The sequence below is a fragment of the Pectinatus haikarae genome (assembly GCF_050916305.1).
GTDB classification, from domain to species: domain Bacteria; phylum Bacillota; class Negativicutes; order Selenomonadales; family Selenomonadaceae; genus Pectinatus; species Pectinatus haikarae.
The window spans coordinates 1,426,897-1,446,003 of the sequence record NZ_CP116940.1 but is presented as its reverse complement, the minus strand read 5'-3'; the positions used below and the strand labels follow the sequence as shown (position 1 = coordinate 1,446,003).

At 38.8% G+C, this 19,107-nt stretch carries 14 protein-coding genes; 4 read left to right on the top strand and 10 right to left on the bottom strand.

Features of this window, described 5'->3' with window-relative positions:
* Window positions 1-132: 132 nt before the first annotated feature.
* Window positions 133-1,359: an HD-GYP domain-containing protein gene (locus NXG61_RS07055; RefSeq protein ID WP_196603568.1), complete on the bottom strand. Its 1,227-nt coding sequence runs from the start codon at window positions 1,357-1,359 to the stop codon at window positions 133-135.
* A 248-nt stretch (window positions 1,360-1,607) separates the two neighbouring features.
* On the opposite strand from NXG61_RS07055, the gene NXG61_RS07050 reads away from it, so the two are divergent.
* Window positions 1,608-2,888 (top strand): globin-coupled sensor protein, encoded by a 1,281-nt coding sequence (locus NXG61_RS07050; protein WP_307223131.1) that lies wholly within the window; start codon window positions 1,608-1,610, stop codon window positions 2,886-2,888.
* Between the two features lie 20 nt (window positions 2,889-2,908).
* Here NXG61_RS07050 and NXG61_RS07045 read toward each other — a convergent pair whose 3' ends face one another.
* From NXG61_RS07045 to NXG61_RS07030, 4 genes are all read right to left on the bottom strand, one after another.
* The gene (locus tag NXG61_RS07045; protein ID WP_307223129.1) at window positions 2,909-4,420 is read right to left on the bottom strand and encodes a sensor domain-containing diguanylate cyclase; all 1,512 of its coding nucleotides are present in this window, start codon (window positions 4,418-4,420) and stop codon (window positions 2,909-2,911) included.
* Window positions 4,421-4,789: 369 nt separating this feature from the next.
* The gene (locus NXG61_RS07040; RefSeq protein ID WP_196603565.1) at window positions 4,790-5,314 is read right to left on the bottom strand and encodes a pyridoxamine 5'-phosphate oxidase family protein; all 525 of its coding nucleotides are present in this window, start codon (window positions 5,312-5,314) and stop codon (window positions 4,790-4,792) included.
* A gap of 12 nt (window positions 5,315-5,326) precedes the next feature.
* On the bottom strand, window positions 5,327-5,731 hold the full coding sequence (locus tag NXG61_RS07035) for a hypothetical protein (protein ID WP_196603564.1): 405 nt from the start codon (window positions 5,729-5,731) through the stop codon (window positions 5,327-5,329).
* Window positions 5,732-5,997: 266 nt separating this feature from the next.
* Window positions 5,998-6,396, bottom strand: coding sequence for a thioesterase family protein (locus tag NXG61_RS07030; RefSeq protein ID WP_307223126.1), 399 nt, complete (start codon window positions 6,394-6,396; stop codon window positions 5,998-6,000).
* Between the two features lie 316 nt (window positions 6,397-6,712).
* Here NXG61_RS07030 and trpS point away from each other — a divergent pair, with 316 nt between their 5' ends.
* Together trpS and NXG61_RS07020 are read left to right on the top strand one after the other, a co-directional pair.
* Window positions 6,713-7,798: a tryptophan--tRNA ligase gene (gene trpS / locus NXG61_RS07025; protein WP_196603562.1), complete on the top strand. Its 1,086-nt coding sequence runs from the start codon at window positions 6,713-6,715 to the stop codon at window positions 7,796-7,798.
* A 75-nt stretch (window positions 7,799-7,873) separates the two neighbouring features.
* Complete coding sequence (locus NXG61_RS07020; protein WP_307223123.1) at window positions 7,874-9,193, top strand: C40 family peptidase; 1,320 nt, start codon at window positions 7,874-7,876, stop codon at window positions 9,191-9,193.
* Between the two features lie 38 nt (window positions 9,194-9,231).
* Here NXG61_RS07020 and NXG61_RS07015 read toward each other — a convergent pair whose 3' ends face one another.
* The 5 genes from NXG61_RS07015 to NXG61_RS06995 all read right to left on the bottom strand — a co-directional run bounded on the left by NXG61_RS07015 (window position 9,232) and on the right by NXG61_RS06995 (window position 15,762).
* Window positions 9,232-10,272, bottom strand: coding sequence for a glycosyltransferase (locus NXG61_RS07015; RefSeq protein ID WP_196603560.1), 1,041 nt, complete (start codon window positions 10,270-10,272; stop codon window positions 9,232-9,234).
* The gene (locus NXG61_RS07010; RefSeq protein ID WP_307223122.1) at window positions 10,253-11,434 is read right to left on the bottom strand and encodes a glycosyltransferase family 4 protein; all 1,182 of its coding nucleotides are present in this window, start codon (window positions 11,432-11,434) and stop codon (window positions 10,253-10,255) included. The genes NXG61_RS07015 and NXG61_RS07010 overlap by 20 nt, the downstream gene beginning before the upstream one ends.
* Before the next feature lie 52 nt (window positions 11,435-11,486).
* The gene (locus NXG61_RS07005) at window positions 11,487-12,527 is read right to left on the bottom strand and encodes a sugar phosphate nucleotidyltransferase (RefSeq protein WP_196603558.1); all 1,041 of its coding nucleotides are present in this window, start codon (window positions 12,525-12,527) and stop codon (window positions 11,487-11,489) included.
* A 20-nt stretch (window positions 12,528-12,547) separates the two neighbouring features.
* Window positions 12,548-13,552 (bottom strand): glycosidase, encoded by a 1,005-nt coding sequence (locus tag NXG61_RS07000; RefSeq protein ID WP_196603557.1) that lies wholly within the window; start codon window positions 13,550-13,552, stop codon window positions 12,548-12,550.
* 932 nt (window positions 13,553-14,484) lie between these two features.
* Window positions 14,485-15,762 (bottom strand): methyl-accepting chemotaxis protein, encoded by a 1,278-nt coding sequence (locus NXG61_RS06995; protein WP_307223118.1) that lies wholly within the window; start codon window positions 15,760-15,762, stop codon window positions 14,485-14,487.
* Between the two features lie 421 nt (window positions 15,763-16,183).
* On the opposite strand from NXG61_RS06995, the gene NXG61_RS06990 reads away from it, so the two are divergent.
* Window positions 16,184-19,042 (top strand): FAD-binding and (Fe-S)-binding domain-containing protein, encoded by a 2,859-nt coding sequence (locus NXG61_RS06990; protein ID WP_307223117.1) that lies wholly within the window; start codon window positions 16,184-16,186, stop codon window positions 19,040-19,042.
* The last annotated feature ends 65 nt before the right edge of the window (window positions 19,043-19,107 follow it).

Here is a 19,107-nt window from a genome sequence, read left to right as displayed (position 1 = left end):
TGGTAAACTTCCTCTGAGAATTTTCCAATGTACACCTCAAAACCAGGCTGTAAGGCAGTTCTATTTATAAAAGAATAAAACTATGCCTGTATTATACATTCTTTCCTGACGAATGAAAAGAAAAACATCACATCATTTTATTTTTTCTTTTCCCCTGTAAGCAAATACTTCGCCTATATCCTTGACAATTCCCTTGTCTATAAATCCTCCGTCTGCCATGTCTGTCATTATTTTCATGCCTTCCAAGTGTCCCATCCCCGAACGATACGGCCTGTCTTCCGTCAAAGCTTGATATATATCAAGACACCCCAGCAGGCGTGAATTAAAATCCAGATCCTTAGCCGCCAAACCGTATGGGTATCCCTTTCCGTTTAGTTTTTCATGATGATTCGCTGCCCACTCAGTGATATCTTCAAATCCGCTGATTCTTTCCATAGCAACTCTCGTATAGTATGTATGAGACTGTATTTTGGCAAATTCATCCGTTGTAAGCTTTCTTTCAGCTTCCAAAATATCATTGGCAATAAGCAGTTTTCCGAGATCATGCAAGTCTGCGGCAATATGCAGCTTTATTGTTTTTTCTTCACTATAATGATAAAATGCCGCCATTGCACCCGCTTTTTCGGAAAGTCCCTTAGAATGCCTGCCCGTAAACTTAGACTTAGCATCAATAATCCTGGAGAAAATCATTGATATTTCTCTGACCCGTTTGTAATCCATTATCATGTATTTTTGCGGAGTATAACGATTTATCGCATTCACAATATTTCCGTCTTCCTGATCCAGACGATAACTTGCTCTGTTTATCTCATCAAAAAATGCATCGCATATTGCCGGAGAAAATTTTTTATCACGCAGTTTGACAATATGTTCCTTGACCCTGTTTTTATATTCACCATACATTTTGCTCGAATCAAATCTGATATCTATATAATCGGCAAAACTTATTATCTGCGCTTTTAACGGTATCTCACTGCCCCTGAGATGAAAAAGACCTGAGCCATCAAGTTTTTCATGATGATACAGAATAATTGTTTTTTCTTCGCGCAAAAACGGATAGTTTTCAACGTTCCTTTCACCTATGATACAATGATCCTTAACATTTTCAAATTGTGTCGGTTTCGTCAAAGCTCTCGCATGCTGCGCAGATATGTATTCGCTGAGTCCGTTATCATGCAGCACTGCAAGAGAAACCAGATCGGCCAGATCATCTTCATCCATCCCCAGTCTTTTTCCCAGCATCAATGAGTCATAAGCCACTCGCTTGCCGTGATTCAACGCCAGCCCGAAAACATCCTTTTCTATATAGTCTAATGCAAATGACACTGCAAGTAAAAAATTATTCAAGTCAAATTTCATATTTTCTCCTTAATTCCTTTTATACATACTTTCCTTCAAGTGTCTGATATTCCTGCTTTTCTAATCGTACTTTCATATTTATTTAAATGATGCACTATTGCAAATTTTTATGAATTTTTATCTCTACTTGTTAATAAAAATTTTTATATAATATGTTTTTTTATTTTCAGAAAGGATTAATGATTATTTTGTCCAAATATTAATTAAATGGTAAATAATTCACGTTTATATTTCAAGGGGGAAAGTTTATGTTATTTTCTAAAAAGGTCAAGGAAGAAATGAATCATTATGCCAGCTACGAAATCAATGACAGCCTTACAAAAATATTGCTGCAGATAAATCGCAGTGATATAGGCCCTTTAAAAGAAATTGAGCCATTGATAGAGGCGAATTCAAAATCCATTATTGATTCCTTTTATAATAAAATATACGCAGTTCCTGGTATACGTGATTTTATTGAAAAACATACAACTGTAGAAAAATTAAAAAATACCTTCAACCTTTTTTTATCAATGCTATGCCAAATAGATATTACAGACGATTATATTAAAAAAATATACAAAATAGGCCATACACATAAATGCATTGATTTGCCCGTTGAATGGTTTGTAATGTCTTTTGCCGAATTGCAAGATATAATTTTATCTTATGTTTTTTCGAAATATAAAAAAGATACAAACAAAATATATAGCATCATAAAAGCTTTATCGCATAAAATACAATTCATAGAAGCTCTTGTTATTCATACGTTCGTAGAGAGTTATGTTGCCGATTTGAAAAATAAGGTCGCCGAAGAAGGCACTATGATCGAGAAGCAGGAACAGCTGCTGAAACTTACAAAAGAAATGTCGGAATCCTTATCCGCTTTATCCGAAGAAATGTCTGCATCTTCAGAAAACATGACAGAAAGTGTTGTATATATAAAAACATCGGCGGATAATCTAAATACACAATCCGGTCAAATGTACTCTCTGGCACAAAATGGCGAATCTATGATAAAAAATATCATCAGCGAGCTAAATGGCCTATCGGCACAGGTAAAGCAGATGAAAACAGATCTTGATGAATTAAGCAGAAGTACTACATCTGTCAACAACATAACCGATACGATCACAGAAATAGCATCGCAGACAAATCTGCTGGCGCTGAATGCGGCTATCGAAGCCGCCAGAGCAGGTGAAGCCGGCAAAGGTTTTGCCGTCGTCGCTGATGAAGTACGCAAGCTAGCCGAACAAAGCAGTTCCTCTGCCAATAAGATAAGAGAACTTATCGAACACAATACAGCTTCAAACCATACGGTCGTTTTAAACATGGAAGAACAAAATCAACTTGTGTTTAAAATCATAAATTCTATAAATAAAAGCGTTCAGGAAATAGGCAAAATAACCATGGCAACAAAAGAAAATCATAAACAGATCGAATCCATAGATCAGTCTTTGAATGTCCTTACTGCCACCGCCAGCGATGTAAAACAGGTATCACAAGAAGTGGCCAGTTCGGCTACATCATTATTCAACAAGGTTTCATAGCCGGCAGCTTTTATGCTTTTTTATTTGCCGTCATCAACATCACGATAAGCAGTTACTGTATTTCTATGAATTTTACTTGCGTAAAGAGCCTTATCCGCCATCGGAAAAAGATCATATACGGATTGTGTATCTCCTGGCAGCGATGCCACACCAATGCTTATTGTACATCCTTCAATTTTTTCTGCCACCTCTATCCGTATATTTTCAGCCGTTTGCAGCATAGCTTTTTCGTCCATATTGCGTTTTAATATTGCAAACTCATCCCCGCCAAAACGGAAAACACTTCTTTCGCCCATAACAGCTTCCATTATTTTCACCGCTTCCTGCAAAATCTTATCACCGGAAAGATGTCCCCTGCTGTCGTTCTGTTCCTTAAAATGATCCAAATCCAGCAGCAGACATCCTACTTTTTCTATAGCATTATTGTTGACCTCGTCGTCAATAATATGCAGAACCTTGTCGAATGCACGGCGATTATAAGCATGAGTGAGTACATCTATATTTGCCTCCCGGGAAAGGTTGCTGTGCTCCGCAGACACCTTTCTCACCATGGCATTATATACATCGACTATTTTGCGAAATTCAGCTTTATAATCACTGGCATTCAATTTTTTATAATTTCCTTCTTTTATAGAATTAAAAGCTGTGATCAACTGCTCTGTCGATCTTGTATAACGCTTTATAATATAAACCGCTATCGCAATAAACACTATATTTTCCAAAATAAACAGCATAAGCATTTCACCGATGACGATATCCCTGTTTTTTATGATATCCGTGACCGGTGTATTGACTACAACGAGCCAGCCAGTCCCGTCGACTTTGCTGTATCCTGTGAAGCATTTTTCTCCGGCTGCGTTGCTTGTCATTCTTGAACCGCTTTCTCCCCGCAGTTTATCAAACACTTTATTTTTTTCACCGACCTGACCGCTGTCCGCTCCGTAGATGAGCGCTCCGCCCGCATCAAGCAAAAAAACAGATCCGTCATCACTGAAAATACTATTTTCAAAAGAATTTTCCCCGTTGTCAGATAGATCCATGATTCCGACCACTGCGCCGCTGATACTCCCGTTTTTTAAAACAGGCACAGACATGTAAATCACTTTTTTTCCCGTTTCAGTTATACGGACATCACTTGTATAAGCCTTTTTAGGCACTGCTTGTTCAAAATATTTTGTATCTTTAAAATCTGCTGCCGCCTCATTATTTGTTCCTGAAAAAGCGAGAATTTCGCCATTTTCGTCCAGGATCAGCAGCGCATCCACTTCAGGAATAAATTTATTTATTTCATCGAGCAGTTCCTTATTATCCCTGATCTTTTCATCCGTCGATATTTTATCCAAAGTCTTGTAAATTCTGCCAAAATCTTTTTCGATCTGTTCACTGCCGTGCTTGGCGGTCTGCTTGCTTATCTCAAGCATCATAAAATTGGTATGCGACAAAAAGCTTCTATCAAATATCCAAAACTGAATTACGCAGCCCAGCAGCATAAAAAAGATGAACATTAAGCTCAATCTGTGTGCAAAGGTCATAGTTCCTCCTAAAAACGTATTAACCAGTTAAATCTTATGTATGTGATCACAGCCATGCAGCAGAGACAGTTATTTTTGCTACGCCGGCACCTTTTACTAACCGGCACATCTTCTTCATAATATGTTTCTGCCTGAAATTTTTACTATCTGCATATAACTTTTACTATATTATACTATTTTACTACAATATAACTTAAAAAGTAACTTCTTTTTTCCCGATATACATATTGTAGTTTTTATACATCTTTTCATATATGGAGAGAATTTTAATCGAAAAAGGCTGCAGCAATATCAGTCTGATGACCTTCTTGCTGCAGCCTTCTTAATTATGAAAACAGATATATCTGTATCAAATTTAATCTACATATCTTATTTATTGAAAAGCTCCTCTTTAGTTGCGCTGTTTTCCTTGGCGGTAATCGTTTCGGGAACTATTTTATAAACTTGCACAGTCCTGCCGTCATGTCCCGATTTATAATTTCTCATCAGCTCCGCCGTCAACGGTTTTTTATAATATCCCGGCATATATTTTTCCACAAAAGCCTGCATCGCCGCTGCTTTTTCCTCTGCATCATCAACGGGGACAGCTTTCCCAAACATTGTCACACTGAAATAAGCAGTATCCGCATGACACGGCATGTCATCTTTTACTGTTCCATATTCTTTATGCACATTAAAACATATCTGAGGATTTTCCTGCAGGATTTTCTCTTTTCTGCCGGAAGCCAGTCCGTGAAAATATAGTTTACCTTCTGTCCAAAGGTAATTCAAAGGTACAGCATACGGTTCTCCCTCACTATACAGTGCCAGTGTCCCCACACGCATACTTGTAAGAAATTCTGTCACTCTTCCCTCATCGCGGCAAATACGCTGTTGATAACGAATCTCTTCCATCAAACTCCTCCTCTAGGCAATTTTTTTCTCCAACAAATCAGCAAAATATTGGCATAGACCAAACACTTTTAGAATTTCCTCACGGCTGAAATCTGTTTTTCTCTGATAATTTTCCAGTGAACAAATCCCAAAGGCTGCATCCAAAGCCTCAATTTGGTTACTCACCGCTTTGGGCACTTCAAGTTCTGCCAGCATCTCCACAGTTTCCATAAGACTCTGGTAATTATGTGTTCCAGGATCGGCCCCATAGAAATCACACACAGCTATAAGATAATTTTCAATTGCCACCGAGGCTACATCAAAAACAACATTCAGGGACTGCCCTTCATCTAAAAACTGCCGTGCCCGCCGATGATACATAACCGCACTATGATGCCTTTCGGCAAATTCATTTTTGTCAATCGGATATCTTTTCATCTGCTCTACCTTCCCAATTATATATGTTTCTGGTTGATCCCATTATTTTAATGCCCTCTGCAGGAAAACCAGGCATCCTTCAAAAAACACAAAAGACGCCTGTCTGCTTCCTGATCGGAAACAGACAAAGCGCCTTTGCATGATCTTATTGAATAACAATATAGCACAACTTTACAATTTTAGCAATGATTTTCTATTATTTCCGCACATTTTACCGGACTTTTATTTATCTCAGCATTGCAAAATACGTTATCCATCGCTGGTTATTATTTTTTGCCGGCGGCCTTCTGCATAAATTTGGCTTCGTCCACCACGAATCGTTCATGCGTTCCTTTTCCTATTTCACCGCTTTCGTCGAAGGCTGTTACTTTATAAGAAATTTTGCGTCCGTCAACCGCAGTTATTTCTGCTTCGGCGTGCACTTTCATACCTATCGGCGACGCGCTTATATGAGCGACCGATATTGATATCCCCACTGAGGTCCATCCTTCCGGCAGATATTCCTGCGCAAGCTGTGACGCCACCTGTTCCATAAGTGCTGTCATCGCCGGAGTGGCATATACAGGCAGCGTACCGCTTTTCATTGCTATAGCTGTATTTTTTTCGGTGACACTGTCACTTGCTTCCCGTTTTAAACCGATCTTGATTTTTTCAACAATTTCCATTATCAATACTTCCTCCTGTATTTATATATAAATGCAATCTATCTTCTTAATTATAAGATAGCAATGCATCAGGAAAAAAGCAATCCCTCCTGTAATATTATTATTTAGATATCTTCTCGATGATATAATTTATCATTCATTTTATGATTATTCCATGAACTATGCTAAAAAAACTGTTATAATAAGAAGATATAGTTTTGAGATATAGCAGATTTATGAAGCTGCCGCTTAATGACGATTTATGCCTTCACAATTTTTTACTTGGGCCGTCAGTTTCCTGCATACATATAAAATCTTATTCCAATAGGAGAAAATCATGGCAAAAATTATTCTAACTGGTGACCGTCCAACGGGGAAATTACATATAGGACATTATGTAGGTTCCCTGCGGGAACGTGTAAAACTGCAAAATTCTGGGACTTATGACAAAATATTCATTATGATCGCCGATGCTCAGGCACTTACGGATAATGCCGATAATCCCGAAAAGGTCCGCCAAAATATTATTGAAGTGGCCCTTGATTATCTGGCCTGCGGGCTTGATCCGGAAAAATCCGTTATTTTTATCCAATCACAGATCCCGCAGCTGTGTGAACTGTCATTTTATTATATGAATCTCGTCACAGTTTCCCGTCTGCAGCGAAATCCCACCGTAAAATCGGAAATTCAGGCAAGAAACTTCGAAGCAAGCATTCCCGTCGGTTTTTTTACCTATCCGATCAGTCAGGCTGCTGATATAACCGCTTTTCAGGCAACCACTGTTCCCGTTGGTGAAGATCAGATGCCTATGCTCGAACAGACAAGAGAAATCGTACGCAAATTCAATACGACTTACAGTGAAGCTCTCACTGAACCCGAAATTCTGCTGCCGGGCAATGAAGTTTGTCAGCGCCTGCCCGGTATAGACGGCAAGGCAAAAATGAGCAAATCGATCGGCAACTGCATTTATTTATCAGAAACCGCCGATGAAGTAAAGAAAAAGGTAATGAATATGTATACCGATCCTGATCATGTACGCATGTCTGACCCCGGGAAAATAGAGGGAAATACTGTTTTTACCTATCTTGATGCCTTTTGCAATGATGAACATTTCGGACGGTATCTGCCGGACTACAGCAATCTTGATGAACTGAAGGCTCATTACCGACAGGGCGGTCTGGGTGATGTCAAAGTAAAAAAATTCTTATACTCTGTACTGATGGAGTATTTAGAGCCTATCAAAAAACGCCGTACCGAATTTGAAAAAGATATCCCTGCCATATACAAAATGCTGCGTGAAGGCAGTCAAAAAGCAGAAGCCGCTGCTGCCGAAACTTTGGCGGCGGTAAAAAAGGCTATGCGGATAAATTATTTTGACGATATTGATTTAATCAATGGGCAAATCAAACGTTACCAGAAATAGTAATCGCGGCAAAGGCGGGAACAGAACGCTTAATGTTCCTGCCTTTGTTTTGCATAAATCAGAGGTAAGCCAAATATGAAAATAATCAGTTATGCAGTCTTTCTGCTCTTTTTCACAAGTTTTTCCTGCTTCTCTTCTTCTCAGACAGAAGCTTCCGGTCTCATAACAGACGGTGCGCTCCGTACCGCAGCATTTTGGCAGCAAAATACTGCGGAGGGTGACTCTCTTGTCATGACGCAGACCCAAAGGAAAGCTTTCAATCGCTCTATACAGCAGAACACTCCGTATGTGATTGACTTAACGGCTTCACCCGATACTGAACAGGGCGAAGCTGTCAAAAAAATTATTGAAGCTACTTCCATCATACCTGATGGCGCATATGATAAAAACGGTCAGCTTTATTCTCAGCCTGTAAAAGATGCTTTACTGCGCGAAATGAATCTGGAAAACATGCCCGATGCCGTTCCCCTACGAATGGGAGTAACGGTGCGCCGCAGCAGCATCAGGACTTTACCTACCGCAGAGCCTGCATTTGAGGAACCTTATCCGAGCATGTTTGATCTTTTTCAGGAGACCGCTGTCGATCCGTCGGAGGCGTTGCTCGTTTTATATACCAGTCTCGACGGTCAATATTATTATGTGCAATTGTACAATTACAGCGGCTGGATATCTGCTGCAGATGTAGCACTCACTGCTGATCGCGGCCAATGGCTCAGATATGCAGACCCGCAAAAATTTTTAGTCGTAACAGAAAAATCTTATGAACTTAACAGCAATAATGAATCTATTTTTTATCAAATGGGCAGTCGTATTCCCTTTGTGCAAAAAAACGGAACATCCTATAATATAATTTTACCGCAGCGCAATGAGCAGGGGAATCTGACTGAGTTGGCAATGTCTGTCTCCGGCGGCAAATCCTTCAGCGAAGGATATCTTCCATATACACGCAGCAATATTATACAGGAAGCATTTTACTATCTTGACGAACCCTACGGTTGGGGAGGTCTCAGAAACAGCGTGGATTGTTCAAGCTTTATTGCCAATATTTATCGAACTGTCGGCATTTTCCTGCCGCGAAATGCCGATCAGCAGGAAAATGCTGTCGGACAGCATTTTCCCTTTACTTCTCTTAACGAAAGCGATATTTACAGCAGTATATCACAAAATTGCCGCCCCGGTGATGCATTTTTTATGGACGGACATGTCATGCTTTATCTTGGTGAGCTAAACAATACACCGTATATAATTCATGCATTGGGCAGCTATACAGAAAACAACGGCGGACAAAAAATAAAACAGCGTATCCTGCGCGTGGTGGTCAGTGACCTTTCTTTGAATGTTTCCAGTGGCACAAGTTTTGCATCGGTGCTTACTTCAGCGGTATCATTTCACTAGCATCTTTGTGAAAAAATCGGGGGCTAATATCTCTTTAATCACCTTATATTTTGCGAATTGCTATTGATTCCGTCCAGATTCATCATAGTAAAATATGCTATTCCATATGAAATTTGACTTTCAGCACCTAAATTTCCATTTACACCATTTGGTGTAATACCATCAAAGCAGCCTCCTGTAATACTATCTGTCAAACAACAATGTTCACTGTTTTCACCTTCATACCAGGCATAACATTTTTTTGCCTTTTCCAAATAAAAATTTTTATGTGTAATATTAAATGCTTCCTGTAATGTTAAAATCATCTCACAGGCTTCAATTGGCTGTTGATCAAATTCTGCAGCTACTCCGCCTTTTTTCAACCACCCATTGCAACCAATTGGTTGTAAATAGTTTTTGACAAATACTTTTTCCAACAGAAAAACTAAACTGTTTTCTGCTACTGTTAAAAAAGCTGGCTTTCGTGTAACTTTATAAGCAGCAAACATTGCCCAAGGCAGTATACTATTGCTATAGGTTAGCGTATCTTCAAACCATTGCCAATTACGACTACTGGCCCGATTAAACTCTTCAAGCAAACTTTTTCCCAATACTCTTATCAATTTTTGTGAAGCAAGATCCTGCAAATTGGCTAATCCAATTATTGCATAGGCTTTGGCTCTTAATGAAGTTAAAGACATAATATTAGGAAATAAAGCATCCAGCATAATAGAAAGCGCAGCCTTTATTCCATTAGGAACAGCCGGATGAGTAATTGCCGTACAAATTGCCCACGCGCATCGTCCCTGGCAATCTTCTGACCCTTTCTCTTCCAGCCAGTGACGTTCATACGACATAAAATTTTTAAATTCACCTTGTTGAGTTTGTGCATTTAACAAGAACGACGTGTATCGGTACAGTAATTTATGATAGTTTTTATGCGGCCACTCTTTTACTAATAGAATGGCAAGCAATAATGCTCTTGCATTATCATCAGTTGTATAGCCATAGCGGGGATCCGGTATAGTATATTTACTATGCTGTAATATTCCCGTATCATCTGTCATTAAATATAAATAGTCATCTTTCCATTTTTCCATTATCTACCAAACTTTCTTTACATACTTTAGATATAATTTTTTGAATCAGCGCAGCATATATATCTGCGACATTTTCCCACATCATTGTTTTACCAAATGCAAGCATTTTTGATTCTAATGATTTTCTTTTTGCTGGATCCATTAAAATAATCTCAATCATTTCAGCTATATTATCTGCATCTGCAAAATTAACTAATAAGCCTTTCTCATCAGCCAAAATTTCCTGTGCATATAAATAGGGCGTAGAAATGATCACTTTTCCATAGCCAGTTGCATAAGCAAGCGTTCCACTTACCGCTTGATTCTGATCAAGATAGGGCGTTAAATATATATCTGAAATAGACAGGTATTGTGCAATTTCCCCTTTCAACAAATACCTATTGATAAATTTAACATTTTTTTTTAGATTCAATTTATATACTAAATCTTCTAACTTTTTTCTATATGTTTCTCCACTGGTTTCTTTGATGCAGGGATGTGTCTGTCCCAATATAAGATATAATACATTAGGATATTCAGGTGCAATTTTTGCTATTGCCTCAATGCCATATTCCAGTCCTTTACCCGGACTTAATAATCCAAAGGTACTAATAATATAGCGATTTTTAAATCCAAAGGCGGCTTTTAATTCATCTGAAGAAAGACATTGCGTCTGTAAGGTAACTCCATGTGGAATAACTGCAATTTTATCTGCGGGAATGTCATATATATCTTCCAGCATTTTTTTAGTTATATTAGCCATTGTGATAATCATTGAACTTTTTTCTCCAAGTTTTTTTAAAATATATAATTGTTTTGGCAAAGGGGAGGGCAATACCGTGTGTAGTGTTGTTATCAGTGGCAACTTCAAGTTATCAACAAAATCAAGAATATACTCACCACAATCCCCACCAAAAATACCATATTCATGTTCTAAAATAATAAGTTTCAGTGAAGAGTGATTTAATATGTGCGCAGTTTCCTTATAAGCTGATCGATCCTGCTGTTGAATTTTCATAATTACACGATCATTATATTTTATATTTTTATTATTTATTGCAATTACTACTGGAGGATTTTGAAAATATTTATCTAAAGATTTGGCTAAATCTTGTGTAAATGTGGCAATACCGCATGCTTTTGGGGGATATGTGCTAAGAAAACCAATCTGATTATGATTCATAAATATTCCTTCTTTCAAAAAAATTTCTAAATTATCCTAGATTAAAATTATTTTACACAAAATTCTGGATTTTTTTATCAAGAATTTTCTCATAAGGTGAATTTTTATTTGAACTTATAATGCATCCAGGTGTCATAACCGCTCCATCTATTTTTGCATAATTATCAATTTTTACATTTGACCAAGTGACACAATTTTTCAAACTGGCACCTTTACCTACAACAGTATTTTTTCCGAGTACTGTATATGGTCCTATTACGCTATAAGGTTCAATAATAACGCCTGCTCCTATATATACAGGAGCTATGAGCTGCACCTTATCACCAATGCATGTATTTTGTCCAACAAAAATATTCTCTCCGGAAAAATTTTGAATAAAAAAATTAACTTTATTATTAAGAATATCTTGATGAAAGATCAAATAATCTTGAGGTGTACCTAAATCACGCCAATATGCACAATGATCATAAACTGCTAGTTTATATTTTTTTTGCAGCAATAATGGGTATATATCCTGTTCTACAGAACTGTAAACACCCATTTTTATTTCCTCGAAAACCTTTGGTTCAAAAATATATATACCTGCATTAATAAGATGTGATTGCGTTTCTCCCGGTCTGGGTTTTTCCTTAAACTCGGTAATATATCCATTTTTATCATATTCAATAACACCGTAATTTGCCGGATTTTTTACATGCGTTGCGGCAATGGTGACCGCAGCCTTTTTTTTCTGATGAAAGCAGAGCATTGCTTTCAGATCAATATCACTTACAATGTCTGCATTAAAAACAAAAAAAGTTTCTGAAAAAAATTTCTCCGCGGCTTTAATGGCTCCGCCTGTTCCCAAAGGTTTATTTTCTTTTTGATAGGATATTTTTATAGCATAACGTTTTCCATCACCGAAATACTCCTTAATCTTTTGTGGTAAATAACAAATACTCACTACAATTTCATTAATATCATATGTTTTTAATTTTTCGATCGTTCGGGACAATAACGGCTGTTCTAAAATAGGCAACATAGGTTTTGGTATTTCCTTTGTCATTTCTTTGAGTCTGCTTCCCAGTCCACCAGCTAAAAATAATGCTTTCATTGTATAACCTTTCTTATATTTTAACGTTTGTCAATTTTATCGGGAATAGGACAATTTCGCAGATAATTAAGCAAATCTTTTCTCTTAGCTATCGCTACTGCAATAGATGTATCTGCAGCCCCATAATATACTCTTATTTCATCTGTAATCGCATTATAGATCCAACCGCATGGAAAAACTACATCATCGACATCCCCCTCCTTTTCATATTTTTTTTCTGGACCAAGAATCCATTCTTCACTACGCCGTAATACATGCAGAGGATTTTCTATATCCAATAAAGCCAATCCCAAACGATAGATGCTGCCAGCAGCTGTTATTTTTACACCGTGATACAAAACTAACCATCCGTCTTCAGTTTCCATAGGCGGGGTATTGGCCCCAATTTTATTTGCATCCCACCAAGCTCCAGATCTCGCAGATAATAAAACCTTATGTTTTCCCCAGAATATCAAATCATCTGATTGTGAAACCCAAATATGCGCTCCGCCATTATGTCCCTGGATAACAGGCCGATGGATAAGCCACCATTTCCCTTTGATTTTTCTAGAAAACAATGAGGCATCTTTATCTTCTGGTAATGTAACAGCACCTATGCGCTCAAAATTTATAAAATTTTCAGTCAACGCAATTGAAACTAAGGGTCCACTGCTAGAATATGCGGTATAAACAACAGCATATTTTTTTATCTCGTCCAGCCAAGTGATCCTTGGATCCTCAATACCCCACTGTTCTTCCGGATAGTGCTCAGCATCTGATTCAAATGTTGGTCTTGGATCTATTTTCCAATGCCGCATGCCATCGAGGCTGATTGCTTTCGTCAGATGAGAAAATCCCCTTCTGTCTTCCACTCTCACTAAAAGCAATATTTTTTTTTGATATACAGTTGCTGCCGGATTAAATACACTATTAACAGCATATGGCCAATCAGCTGCAGAAAGAATAGGATTAGCTTGCGGTCTTCGAAAAAGTTCATGATAAAAATTTTTATCTGCTTTTGATAAAGATTCAACTATTTTCTTCATCAGCTGTGTTTTCTCCTATAAAATAAACAAAATTCCCCCAGTGCTGTTTCGCAACGGTCACGGATAAGTAAAAATTAAACGGCTACATTTGACGCTTTAGTGGGTATTAATCTCCACATTAATCGATATATCGCCTGTAACAATAATTCCTATTTTTTATATTATTCTTTTTTCTTTACAATAATTTTTTGTACAAAAAAAAGCCCTTTAACAAAAAGGGCTTTTCACAGACACCACTATCTTTATTTTCAGAATAAAACACTCTTTATGTAAACTAAGTGTAGCATAGAGTTGACACTAAGTCAATTCAATAAATGTTCAAGCTGTTCTGGTAAATACATTTACCCGTATCAAATTAGAATTAATCCTCAAAAATTTTATCTGGCAGCTATGGTTCTTTCAAGTAACCGGATAAGGCTATCCACCGTTTCTTATCGTTTATTATATAAAATTTATTTCCTTTATTTTTCAATAATAATTATTTTTAAAAAAACATTATACTATATTTACTATTTGATTTATGCTATAATCAATATATATTAAAGAAAGGAATTATATTGTGTACGAAAAAAGTAATAGAGAAACTGGAGAAATCCTAGCAGCACTATACAAAAAAGGATTTAATGATAACCCCTGTTCTATTTGTGGTAATAGTTATATATTGGCCACTAAAACAAGTAGGAATTTGAAGCTTACATGCAGAAAATGCGGTAACATAAGATCATTAAATATTAAAATGATATTTGGCAATAAAGCTTTATCAAAGTAAACACCCTTAAGGGTGCTTTTTTATGCCCAATTTTAAATAAATGGTGGGATTAAAATCCCATCCGACGGAAGCAATTGCTCTAGACAAACGCAGATGCTTCCGTCTCCATCCTAAGATTAGTACCAGAACAGCTTCATCATATTCTTTTTAGTTTCAAATTAACTCAGACTTTAAATTTTTGAACCTGTGTCTGTAAATTTTCCGCCATTTGAGCCAGAGATCTGCTGGCATTGGCAATTTCATTCATTGATGCGGACTGTTCTTCTGAAGCAGCCGACACACTTTCCGCTGCCTCACTTGTTTTTTCGCTGTCGCTGCCCAAAGTACGTGTATGTTCGACAATGAGCCTGCTGTGTTCGTCCATTTCGCTTATCGCGCCGGATATGTCCTGTATCTGCGCAGATACGGCCTGGATGAAACCCACTATATTTTCAAAAGTTTTTTCCGTATTGACTATTTTTTCAGTGCCTATCTTGACCTGATTTTTTCCGTCCTGAATACTGGCGACGGCAGTGTCCGTATCCAGCTGTATAACCTTTACAATATCGGCTATCTGCTGGGCTGCCGCCTGAGAAGATTCCGCAAGTTTTCTTACTTCTTCTGCTACTACTGCGAATCCCTTCCCCTGTTCTCCTGCACGGGCCGCCTCAATAGCTGCATTCAGGGCCAGCAGATTGGTTTGTTCGGCAATTGCCGATATAGTATCTACTATGCTGCCGATTTCCTTTGATCTTTCTCCCAGAGAATTAACATTGGCAGCTGACTGTTCCGTTATTTCTTCAATATGCCTTATTTCTGATACGGCCTCATCTATCTCATTCTTGCCCGCCGTAACTATCTTTTCCGCTTCTTTTCCTTTTGCGACAGCACCGTCGGCCTTTCCTGAAATCTGATGTATCTTATCGGAAAGATTGCCGGCCGACTGCTCAACATCTTTTAATGTTTTCAGCTGATTTGCCGCACTTACTGCTATATTGGTAACAGAATCAGCCACCTGACTGGAGGCTTGTACAGATTGCTCGGTCGTGGCATTTATTTCTTCGACGGAAGCTGCCAGAGTTTCTGTCGAATCACATACAGATACCAGTACATTGCGCACCTTGTCACGCATATGATAAAGAGCCTCGGCCAAAGTACCGATTTCATCTTCTGTATGGACCTGCGGTTCACGTCTGCCAAAATCCCCCTGCGCCAAAGCATCCACTTCACCAAGCATCGGCGAAAGAGGTCTGAGCATTTTTCTTATGGCCCACAATACGCATGCCGAAACAAGAATAATGATCACCAGTGATATTCCCGCCATTATTTTAAGAGCCTGTCTTGCCGGTGCAAAAAATTCATTTTCATCGGCTACGGCAGCCATGCTCCAGCCGGTTGTCGGGATCGGTTCATAAAAAACTATTTTTTTCGCACCCGATGCGTCTGTAAAATAACTGATCAAATTTCTTCCATAATAACATGCAAAGGCGCGGATGTTGATGAAATAGCCCGTTTGAAAGAGTCCGGCATTGACATTATCGAGTTAAACGGAGATGAATGAGCTGCTACAAAAATATATTATGGCTATACATATTTTTTTTATATCAGAACGTTATTGCACTCTATGATTTCATATCCTTCGCATAAAAAAACTGGTATTTTACTTCTGTTATATGGCTTGGAGCCTCATATACTGTTTCACCCCAGTTTAAAAATTGCCTTTTTTCAGCGCACTTGACCTTATAATCAAAGGAGAATTATACTAACAGCACTACATTAAATATATTTCTGATTGTATGCCTGTTGGATAATTTTGATTAATGACTTTTTTCCGTTGACATTATCCATCTGGCTGAAAACTTTTAACTCAGGGGTGATTGCTCATGGAATTGAAACCAGATAGACGTGATATTGCTGATCTGCCGGCACAATATCAGACATTTTGCCACAATATTCTTCATTTTATACCAGCGGAACAAGTTTTTGTCGATCCCGTGCGAACATATGCTTACAGCGTTGATGCCAGCTTATACCATATAACGCCAAAAATAGTAGTCAAGGTAAGAAATCTCAAGGAAGTATCGCTGCTCATAAAAGAAGCAAAAAAGCAAACCCTGCCTCTTACCTTCAGGGCTGCCGGAACAAGTTTGTGCGGACAGGCACTCACCGACTCTATTCTTGTTGTCATATCAGAAGGATGGCAAAATCATTCTATTGCTGACAACGGCCAAAAAATCACACTTCAGCCTGGTATCATCGGTTCTGAAGCAAACCTGTATCTCCGCCCTTATTCAAGAAAAATCGGTCCCGATCCGGCTTCTATAAATTATGCCAGAATAGGCGGAATGGCTGCCAATAACGCCAGCGGCATGTGCTGCGGCACTGCGGACAACAGTTACAAAACAGTTGAAGATATGAAGCTTGTTTTTGCGGACGGTTCGCTGCTTGATACCGCTGATGCCGTTTCAAAAAAGAATTGGGCTGCAGGTCACAAAGAAATGCTGCAGGAATTGACTGCCCTGCATGAAGAAATACATGCCGATAAAAAATTGGAAGACCTTATTTCCCATAAATTTAAGATCAAGAATACTACGGGGTACAGTCTCAATGCCTTTGTTGACTATGATGATCCCTTCGATATTTTAAAACATCTGCTTATAGGCTCGGAAGGGACACTTGCTTTAATAGCAGAAATCACCTACAGAACTGTTTTAGATCACAAATATAAAGCTTCCTCTCTAATGTTTTTCCCTGATATGCGTGAGGCGTGTCTTGCTGTAATGAAGCTTTCCCGTCCTCTCGTATCAGCGGCTGAATTACTTGACCGTATAGCTTTAAAATCAGTCGAAGACTGGCCCGGTGTTCCTTCATATATAAAAACTCTGCCGGAAAATGCAGCTGCGCTGCTTGTAGAAATACGTGCGGAAAATCAAACAGCTCTCAGAAAGCAGATCGAGCAGGTCAAGGAAAAACTAGCCTCTATGTCACCGCTTATGCCGATCGAATTCACTGATGTAAAGGCTGAATATGAACTATTATGGCAGATACGGGCGGGAATATTTCCGGCTGTCGGCGGAATACGTGAAATCGGTACAACAGTTATTATCGAAGATGTGGCTTTCCCCAAAGAAAAACTGGCAGATGCTGTAATGACACTGCGTGAATGCATGAACAGCCACGGATATGAGGACGGCATTATTTATGGTCATGCACTTGACGGCAATGTTCACTTTGTTTTTACCCAATCATTTAGTTCCTCTGAGGATAAAGATCGTTATAAGGTATTCATCGAAGATATCTGTTCATTCGTTGTTGAAAAATACAGCGGTTCTTTAAAGGCTGAGCATGGAACAGGAAGAAATATGGCTCCCTTTGTCGAATTCGAATGGGGTAAAAAAGCTTACAGCATCATGACCCGTCTGAAAAAAGCTTTTGATGCGGACAATATTTTGAATCCGGATGTGATCATTACAGAAAATGGCAATTTATTTGTCGAAAATATAAAATCTATGCTGCCTACCCATGATATCATCAATAAATGCATAGAATGCGGTTATTGCGAAATCAATTGTCCCTCACGCAATTTCACCTTCACACCGCGCCAGCGTATTGCAACACAGCGTGAGATAGCCAGATTGAAAGCTACAGGCGAAGATCCCATGCTGCTTAAACGTTTTGAAAAAGATTATGAATTTTTAGGCAATGAAACCTGTGCTGTCGACGGTTTGTGCCAAACCACCTGCCCTGTCTCTATAAACACGGGCAATTTCACAAAACAGAAGCGTTCCATGGCAGTTACACCTCGCGCGAAAGATACCGCAGCTTTTATAACGGAGCATTTCTCCGGTGTCAGCAGTATGGTGAAACTCGGTCTCACCGGTGCCAACATAGCGCATACGGTTATCGGCACACATGCTATGGACTATATAGCCGGCAAGCTGCATGATATCGGCGGTGAAAAAATTCCCCGCTGGACAAAATGGATGCCCAAAAGCGGCAGCACGCCTAAATCCTCTCATCGGGGAACCGGCATCGGACTAAAGGTCGTATACTATCCCAGCTGTGTCACCCGCATGATGGGTCCGGCAAAGGATGACGACGATCAAAGACAGCTTGGCGATGTTATGATCTCTCTGCTGCAAAAGGCAGGCTATGATGTCATACTTCCCGAGGATATGGATAAATATTGCTGTGGCATGCCATTTGAAAGTGAAGGGCATTTTGAAGCGGCGGATCGGCTGAGTGCCAAACTGGAAAAATTGCTGCTGACTTGCAGCAGCGACGGAGAATATCCTATTTTATGCGACACAAGTCCCTGTGTTTACCGTATGAAAAGAGTTATGGACAAAAAATTGAAAATCTATGATACGGTTGAATTTATTCATGATTTCCTGCTTGATAAATTGAACTTGCAGAAAACTGATGAGACAATTATGGTTCATGTTACCTGCAGTGCCAGAAAGATGGGATTGATCGAAAAATTTCGCGCTATAGCCGAGGCTTGTGCCGCCAGAGTAATCATCCCCGAAAGAGTGCGCTGCTGCGGTTTTGCCGGAGACAAAGGTTTTAAGATACCGGAACTTAACGAATCTGCGCTGGATCATCTTAATGAAGAAATACCTTCCGGCTGCAAACACGGTTATTCCAACAGCCGCACATGTGAGGTAGGTCTGGCTGCCAAAAGCGGCATATGCTATCAATCCATAGCATATCTTGTCGAAGAATGCGCAGTGCGGCATTGACATTATAAAAAAGATGCTGCCTTGCTTTTTTTAAAGCAAGGCAGCATCTTTTTATAATGTTCATT